The sequence below is a fragment of the Desulfobacula sp. genome, assembly GCF_014237455.1.
Taxonomy (GTDB): Bacteria; Desulfobacterota; Desulfobacteria; order Desulfobacterales; family Desulfobacteraceae; genus Desulfobacula.
The window spans coordinates 1-7,918 of sequence record NZ_JABZFL010000060.1; the positions used below are offsets into that span (position 1 = coordinate 1).

9 protein-coding genes are annotated in these 7,918 nt (G+C 42.2%); all 9 read left to right on the plus strand.

What is annotated here, in order from left to right:
* The first annotated feature begins 133 nt into the window (after positions 1-133).
* Positions 134-1,507 (plus strand): ATP-dependent protease ATPase subunit HslU, encoded by a 1,374-nt coding sequence (hslU, locus tag HGJ91_RS08910; protein ID WP_291347369.1) that lies wholly within the window; start codon positions 134-136, stop codon positions 1,505-1,507.
* The gene (gene argB / locus HGJ91_RS08915; RefSeq protein ID WP_291347370.1) at positions 1,504-2,382 is read left to right on the plus strand and encodes an acetylglutamate kinase; all 879 of its coding nucleotides are present in this window, start codon (positions 1,504-1,506) and stop codon (positions 2,380-2,382) included. The genes hslU and argB overlap by 4 nt, the downstream gene beginning before the upstream one ends.
* A 24-nt stretch (positions 2,383-2,406) precedes the next feature.
* Positions 2,407-3,591 carry an aspartate aminotransferase family protein gene (locus HGJ91_RS08920; RefSeq protein ID WP_291347371.1) on the plus strand — a complete coding sequence of 395 codons (1,185 nt, stop codon included), beginning with the start codon at positions 2,407-2,409 and terminating at the stop codon, positions 3,589-3,591.
* 18 nt (positions 3,592-3,609) lie between these two features.
* Positions 3,610-4,518, plus strand: a complete 909-nt coding sequence (argF, locus tag HGJ91_RS08925) for an ornithine carbamoyltransferase (protein WP_291347372.1) — start codon at positions 3,610-3,612, stop codon at positions 4,516-4,518.
* Between the two features lie 113 nt (positions 4,519-4,631).
* Complete coding sequence (argH, locus tag HGJ91_RS08930; RefSeq protein ID WP_291347373.1) at positions 4,632-6,011, plus strand: argininosuccinate lyase; 1,380 nt, start codon at positions 4,632-4,634, stop codon at positions 6,009-6,011.
* Positions 6,011-6,442 carry a hypothetical protein gene (locus tag HGJ91_RS08935; protein WP_291347374.1) on the plus strand — a complete coding sequence of 144 codons (432 nt, stop codon included), beginning with the start codon at positions 6,011-6,013 and terminating at the stop codon, positions 6,440-6,442. The genes argH and HGJ91_RS08935 overlap by 1 nt, the downstream gene beginning before the upstream one ends.
* Positions 6,439-6,951, plus strand: a complete 513-nt coding sequence (folK, locus tag HGJ91_RS08940; RefSeq protein WP_291347375.1) for a 2-amino-4-hydroxy-6-hydroxymethyldihydropteridine diphosphokinase — start codon at positions 6,439-6,441, stop codon at positions 6,949-6,951. The genes HGJ91_RS08935 and folK overlap by 4 nt, the downstream gene beginning before the upstream one ends.
* Position 6,952: 1 nt before the next feature.
* Complete coding sequence (fsa, locus tag HGJ91_RS08945) at positions 6,953-7,597, plus strand: fructose-6-phosphate aldolase (RefSeq protein ID WP_291347376.1); 645 nt, start codon at positions 6,953-6,955, stop codon at positions 7,595-7,597.
* Between the two features lie 6 nt (positions 7,598-7,603).
* Positions 7,604-7,918: CDP-alcohol phosphatidyltransferase family protein (locus HGJ91_RS08950; RefSeq protein ID WP_291347377.1), on the plus strand; the 315-nt coding region annotated here is incomplete at its 3' end.

Here is a 7,918-nt window from a genome sequence, read left to right on the forward strand (position 1 = left end):
TAATCAACAGGCAAAGAGTACAATTAGAGCACGTGGACAGTACAACTTGACAAAAAAACAACTTTTTTTGTAATGGATGAGTTTATTCTCTTGACAAGGACCTTTTAATGGGTGACCCCACCTTGGAGAAACAATGAAAGATTTAAAACCAGAACAGATTGTTACAGAGCTGGATAAATATATTATTGGTCAGAATGATGCCAAGAAATCAGTTGCCATTGCTCTTAGAAACAGGTGGCGGCGGCGGCAGCTTGACAAGGATCTTCAAGATGAGATCGCTCCGAAAAATATTATATTGATCGGTCCTACGGGTGTGGGAAAGACAGAGATAGCCCGACGGCTTGCCAATTTAGCGGATTCTCCTTTTTATAAGGTGGAAGCCTCAAAATTTACCGAAGTCGGATATGTCGGCAGGGATGTTGAATCCATGATCCGAGATATTGTGGAATTGACGGTAAATAATTTAAGGACAAAGCGACAGGAAGACGTTCAGGGAAAAGCTGCTGAAATTGCCGAAGAAAGGATTCTGGATATTTTGCTCCCTCCGTCTTCCCAAACCGGTGCTGTCATTTCAAATGACATTGACATCATTGCGACCGGGCAGAAAGATGAAGAAAGTCAGTCCAAAGCATCCACCCGGGAAAAGCTGAGAAAAATGCTCAGGAGTGGAAAGCTGGATTCAAGACAGATTGACCTTGAGGTGCAGGCTCAATCCTCTCCCATGGTTGAAATTTTTTCCAATACCGGCATTGAAGAGATGGGCATTAATGTCAAGGACATGCTGGGAAACCTGATGCCCAAGAACACCAAGCGCCGCAAGGTAAAGATTAAAGATGCCATAAAACTTTTGACCCAGGAAGAAGCGGCCCATCTTGTGGATATGGAGCAGGTAAAGACAGATGCTGTAATCATGGTGGAACAGTCCGGGATTATTTTTATAGATGAAATCGATAAAGTCGTGGGTAAAGAAAAAAGTTATGGGCCTGAAGTCTCAAAAGAAGGGGTTCAAAGAGATCTTCTGCCTATTGTTGAAGGCAGTTCAGTGCCGACAAAATATGGCATTGTGAAAACAGATCACATCCTGTTTATCGCTTCAGGCGCATTTCATATTTCAAAACCGTCAGACCTGATCCCGGAACTTCAGGGAAGGTTCCCCATAAGGGTGGAACTTGACTCTTTGGGTGCCCATGAATTTACAAGAATTTTAACAGAACCTAAAAATGCACTTGTGCTTCAATACATTGCCCTGTTAAGAACAGAAGGTGTAGAAATTGAATTTACAAAAGGTGCGGTTGATAAGATTGCAGCCATTGCTGTGGAAGTCAATTCCACAACAGAGAATATCGGTGCCAGAAGGCTTCATACCATTCTGGAAAAACTGTTGGAGGATATTCTTTTTAAAGCGCCTGATATAGAAGAAAAAAAGATTGTAATTGATGCATCTTTTGTGGAAAAACAATTGATGAACATTGTTGAAAACGAAGATTTAACAAGGTATATCCTATGACAAACAGTGTTGCTGACATACTCATTGAGGCGTTACCATATATAAAAAGATTTTCCGGTAAGACCATTGTAGTCAAATACGGCGGTCATGCAATGGTGGATGAAAATCTGAAAAAGGATTTTGCCAATGACATAACCTTGTTAAAATATATCGGGGTGAATCCTGTTGTTGTTCACGGGGGCGGTCCCCAGATCAATAAAGTGCTGGATTCCATGGGGATTACGTCTAAATTTGTCCGGGGCATGAGATATACCGATGATGAAACCATGGATGTTGTTGAGATGGTTTTAGGCGGCAAGGTCAATAAGGATATTGTTGCAGGAATTAATCGGCAGGGAGGAAAAGCTGTTGGCCTGACCGGGAAAGACGGGATGTTGATTACAGCAGAGAAAATGACCATTTTTTATCAGGAAGATGAAAACAAACCGCCTGAAATCATAGATCCCGGCATGGTTGGCAATGTGTCAAACATTAATCCTGATATTATTCATACCCTGACGGCCAAAGGATTTATTCCCATTATTGCACCGGTGGGGGTTGGCAAAAATGGTGAAACCTATAATATTAACGCCGATCTTGTTGCATCAAAAGTAGCATCAGCTTTGAATGCAGAACGCCTGATACTTGTAACCGATGTGGATGGTGTGCTGGATACGGACAAAAAACTGGTTTCTTCCATGGATGCGGCAGCTATTCAAAAAATGATTGAGGCAGGCCAGATTAAAGGCGGAATGATCCCCAAGGTTGAATGTGCTTTGGATGCGGTGAAAAACGGTGTAAAAAAGTCCCACATCATCAACGGGAAACTGTCCCATGCCGTATTGCTCGAGTTGTTTACCGATTCCGGTATTGGTACCCAGGTCTTTGCGGACTAATTTTTAAATATAAGAGGGTTAAGCGTGGATTCGATTAAAAAAACAGACAATTTTGTATTTCAAACCTATTTAAGACAAGGCAAAGCCTTTGTCAGGGGGGAGGGAACATCTCTCTGGGATGAGGATGGGAAAGAATATACAGATTTTTTAGCCGGGATTGCGGTCTGCAGTCTGGGGCACTGCCATCCTGAAATCACAGAAGCGATAAGCAAGCAGGCGGCAACCCTTGTCCATGTATCCAATCTCTTTTATACCCTGCCCCAGGCAGACCTGGCATCGAAATTGTGTGAGAAAAGTTTTGCCGACCGGGTATTTTTTGCAAACTCAGGTGCAGAGGCCAACGAAGCGGCCATAAAACTTGGCAGGCGGTATTTCCAGAAAAAAGGGGATAAGAACCGGTTTAAAATTATTACCATGGAACAATCCTTCCATGGACGGACCATGGCTACTTTAACCGCCACCGGACAGGACAAAATTAAAGAAGGGTTTTATCCGCTTCTGGATGGATTTTCTTATGTTCCCTTTAATGATATGGATGCCTTGAAAAATGAAATTGATGAAACAGTCTGTGCTGTCATGCTTGAACCGATTCAGGGCGAAGGCGGCATCATCCCGGCAGACCCTGCTTATCTGAAAGCGGTCAGAGAGCTTTGTAATGATAAGGGAATTTTATTGATTTTTGATGAGATCCAGTGCGGCATGGGAAGGTGCGGGACGCTTTTTGCCCATGAATTTTACGATGTAACGCCGGATATTATGACCCTTGCAAAGGCGCTTGGCAATGGACTTCCCATCGGTGCCATGCTGGCAACTCAGGACGCGGCAACCGGGTTTGATTTTGGCAGTCATGCCACAACCTTTGGGGGAACACCGCTTGCCACGGCAGCCGCTCTGGAAGTGGTGAATATTATCAGTGAAGAAACGTTTTTAGATCGGGTCTGTCAAAAAGGCCAATATTTTAAGGATAAACTTGAAAAACTGAAAGAAAAACATTCAAGAGTTGTGGATGTCAGGGGAGAAGGCCTTTTGCTCGGTTTAGAAATCGGAAAGGAAAAGGACAAGGGTGCGGCCTTTTTTGTTGAGGAATTAATGGAAAAAGGCTTTATAATAAATGGAATTCAGGATAAAGTTCTAAGGTTTGCACCACCTTTGATTATTGAAGAAAGTGACATTGACAGGCTGATATTTGTATTGGACAGCCTGTTGTAATTTAGGAGACAACTTGTTTTGAAAAAAGATTTATTATCTCTTTTGGACCTTGAAAAAGAGGATTTTGAAACCCTTTTTGCACGGGCGATTCAGTTAAAGGAAAGATATGCCAGGGGTATCTTTGATAAATTGTTATCCGGAAAGACCTTGGGGCTGATTTTTGATAAAAAATCCACCCGGACAAGGGTGGCGTTTGAAACAGCAATGATCCAGCTTGGCGGTCATCCCATCTACATGAGTACCCAGGATACCCAGATTTCCAGAAATGAACCGGCCAAGGACACGGCAAGGGTTCTTTCCAGATATATTGACTGCCTTGCCATGAGAACCTTTGATCATGCTCTGGTGGAAGAGTTTGCGAAAAGTTCAACCATACCGGTGATCAATGCACTTACCGATTCATTTCACCCCTGCCAGATTTTAAGTGATCTCATGACCATTATTGAACATAAGGGCGGATACAAAAATATTCGAATTGCCTGGGTGGGAGACGGAAATAATGTGGCCAATTCCTGGATCAATGCGGCAAGTGTTCTTGGGCTTGATCTGGTTGTGGCCTGTCCGGACGATTACAGGGTTAACCCCGACATCATTGAGTCAGCATCGGTAAAATCGAAAACCGACATTGAATTTACAAATGATCCCAAAGAGGCGGTTAAAAATGCCGATGTGGTCTATACGGATGTCTGGGCCAGCATGGGGGATGAAGACGAATTGTCTAAACGGATTATTGCCTTTAAAGGATTTCAGGTAAATAAACGTCTTTTGTCCGGGGCAAAGGATGATGTGCTGGCCATGCATTGCCTGCCGGCTCACCGGGGTGAAGAAATTGCCGAAGATGTTCTTGAAGAAAAAAACAGTGTGTTCTGGGACCAGGCAGAAAACAAAAGACATATGCATAAAGCCATTCTGGAAAGCTTAATATAGTCGGGGTCATAATAGCTGGGGTCAGGCTTTCCTTATTGTGGTTATTGAACTCAATAACCACAATAAGGAAAGCCTGACCCCATTAAAACTGACCCCATAAAAAGGATTGAACGATGAATGAAAAACTATGGGGGGGTAGATTTTCCCGGAGCACGGATGAACTGGTTGAAAAATTTAATGCGTCCATAGATGTGGATAAAAGGCTTTACGGCAGTGATATTGAAGGAAGTATTGCGCATTTGAAAATGATGGCCAAAGAATCCATCATTACTCAAGATGAGGCAGATACCCTTATTGAAGGGCTTGGAAAAGTAAAAGAGCAGATTGAGAACAATGAAATTGAGTTCTCAGCAGGCCTTGAAGACATTCATATGCATATTGAAGATGCATTGGGAAAAGTTGCCGGGGATGTAGCAAAAAAGATTCATACCGGACGAAGCAGGAATGACCAGGTTGCCCTGGATGTCAGAATTTATCTGAAAAAAGAGACAAGATTAATTATTGATCTTTTGGTCGGGTTTCAAAAAGCCCTTGTTAAAATGGCCCAAAAGCATCTGGATGTGATCATGCCCGGATATACTCACCTTCAAAGGGCGCAGCCGGTATTGTTCTCCCACCATCTGATGGCATATTACGAAATGTTCAAACGGGATATTGCAAGATTTGAAGACTGCTTTAAAAGAATTGATGTCATGCCTTTGGGTGCAGCAGCACTTGCCGGTACGACGTATCCCTTGAATCGTGAATTCACAAAAGAGGTACTGTCTTTTTCAAAAGTATCAGACAACAGCATTGACTCGGTGTCAGACCGGGATTTTGTCATGGAGTTCATCTCCCATGCATCCATTACCATGATCCATTTTTCAAGGCTTTCCGAGGAATTGATTCTCTGGTCTTCGTCTGAGTTTTCTTTTATTAGTATTTCAGATTCTTTTACCACAGGATCAAGTATCATGCCCCAAAAGAAGAATCCTGATGTGGCAGAGCTTGTAAGGGGTAAAACCGGAAGGGTTGTGGGCAACCTTGTCTGTATTCTCACTCTGATGAAGTCATTGCCTCTGGCATACAATAAGGATATGCAGGAAGACAAGGAACCTTTGTTTGATACAGTGGATACGCTCAAAATCTGTACGGATGTTTATACCCGGATGTTTGAAAATATAGAAATCCATAAAAACAGAATGGTTGATGCCTGCAAACAGGGATTTTTAAATGCAACAGATCTTGCCGATTACCTGGTTTCAAAAGGAATGGCTTTCCGGAATGCCCATTCCATTGCAGGACAAGCGGTTGCCTATGCTTTGAATAAGGGAAAGGAATTAGATGACCTGACCCTTGAAGAGTATAAAGAGTTAAGTGATTTGATTGAAAAAGATGTTTATGGGTTTATTACCATCGATAAAATGATTTCAAGACGGATCTCCTATGGGGGAACCGGTTTTGATAATGTTAAAAAGGCTGTAAACAAAGCAGCAGGGGAGCTTGGAGTATAATGAAAAATAAGAGAGCCGTCATTCAGTCCTTAATGATATTGTTCAGTATCATCCTCCTGGCTTTTTCAGGATGCGGTAAAAAAGGCCCTCCATTGCCTCCTGAAACAAAAGGACAGAAAATTGCCGCACCATTTGATTTAAAATATACACCCGGCGATAAGGAAATTACGCTTTCCTGGAACCATAAGATTGACACTGAAACGGCTGCTGTAAAACCCGAAGGCTTTGAAATATTCATGGCCAAAAAAACATTTGAAGCTTGTGAAGGATGTCCCTTTGAGTTTAAAACAATTGGTGTCGTCTCCATGCCATCCATGGAATTTTATACCCGGATAGAAAAGGGATTTAAATATTATTTCAGGGTTCAGGCAACAGGCGATAACGATATGAGAAGCGAGTATTCAAAAACGGTTCAGTTTGAGTATAAATGATGGATCGGCATAGTGTTTATTTAAGTATCGGCTCTAATATTAGTGACAAGAAAAAGAACCTGAAAAATGCCATAAGCCTCTTACGAAATCAGGATAAGATTGATGTGGCTGGTGTGTCGCCTTTTTATAAAACCCAGCCGCAAAATTATACGAATCAGGACTGGTTTATAAACGCAGCCTTGAAAATAAAAACCCTGTTGGACCCGCAGGAGCTGCTGGCTGTTTTAAAGACGGTGGAAAAAGATTTGGATAAGGAGGGCAAGGCCTTCAGGTTCGGCCCCAGAATCATTGATCTGGATATTATTTATTATGATGATTTGATTCTCAAAACTGAACACCTTGAAATTCCACACCCCAGAATGCACAAAAGGTGTTTTGTATTAATACCCATTTGTGATATAGGAGCACATACGATTCATCCGGTTTTAAATTTACGGTCAGATGAATTGTTAAAAAAATTAGAAAAACAAGAAACCCAGAAGGTTATCCTTTTGGATAAGGAGAATTGAAATGAAATTTTTTATAGATACGGCTAATATTGACCAGATTAAAGATGCCAACAATATGGGCATGGTTGACGGGGTCACAACGAATCCTTCTTTGATTGCAAAGGAAGACGGAGAGTTCAAAGAAATTATCGCTGAGATTTGTAAAATCGTGAAAGGTCCGGTAAGTGCGGAAGTTATCAGTCTTGAGTATGACGGCATGGTAACAGAAGCCAGGGACCTTGCAAAAATAGCAGATAATATTGCCGTTAAAATTCCCATGACGGTTGAAGGCTTAAAGGCCGTAAAGACCCTTTCGGATGAAGGGATAAAAACAAATGTAACACTGGTTTTTTCAGCCCTTCAGGCATTGATGGCGGCCAAAGCAGGTGCCACATTTGCAAGCCCCTTTGTCGGCCGGCTGGACGATCTTGCCCAGGAGGGAATGGGGCTGATTGAAGAGATGGTTCAAATTTATGCCAATTATGATTTTGATACTCAGATTATAGTGGCCAGTATCAGAAGTCCACTCCATGTGCTGGATTCAGCCCTTCTGGGTGCTGACATTGCCACCATCCCTTACGCTGTTTTGAAAAAACTTGCGTCCCATCATATGACGGATAAAGGAATTGACGCCTTTATGGCAGACTGGAATAAAAAGAACGGATAATTTAAGATGGCCGGGTTTGATAAAGTAAAAAAAATTGTCCTGACACCCAATTTCATGACCATATCCAGGATCGTTGCAGTCCCTGTGATTGTGATACTCTTAATGGTTGAAACAAAAATTACAACATTCAGTGCAGCAGTACTTTTTTCTGCCGCAGCCATTACAGATTATCTTGACGGATATCTTGCCAGAACAAAAGGGCTGGTTACAAAATTAGGTAAAATTCTTGATCCCATGGCAGATAAACTTCTGGTTTCTTCAACATTGGTGATGCTGGTGTCTTTAGGGTTTATGCAGGCCTGGATTGCCTGTGTCATTATC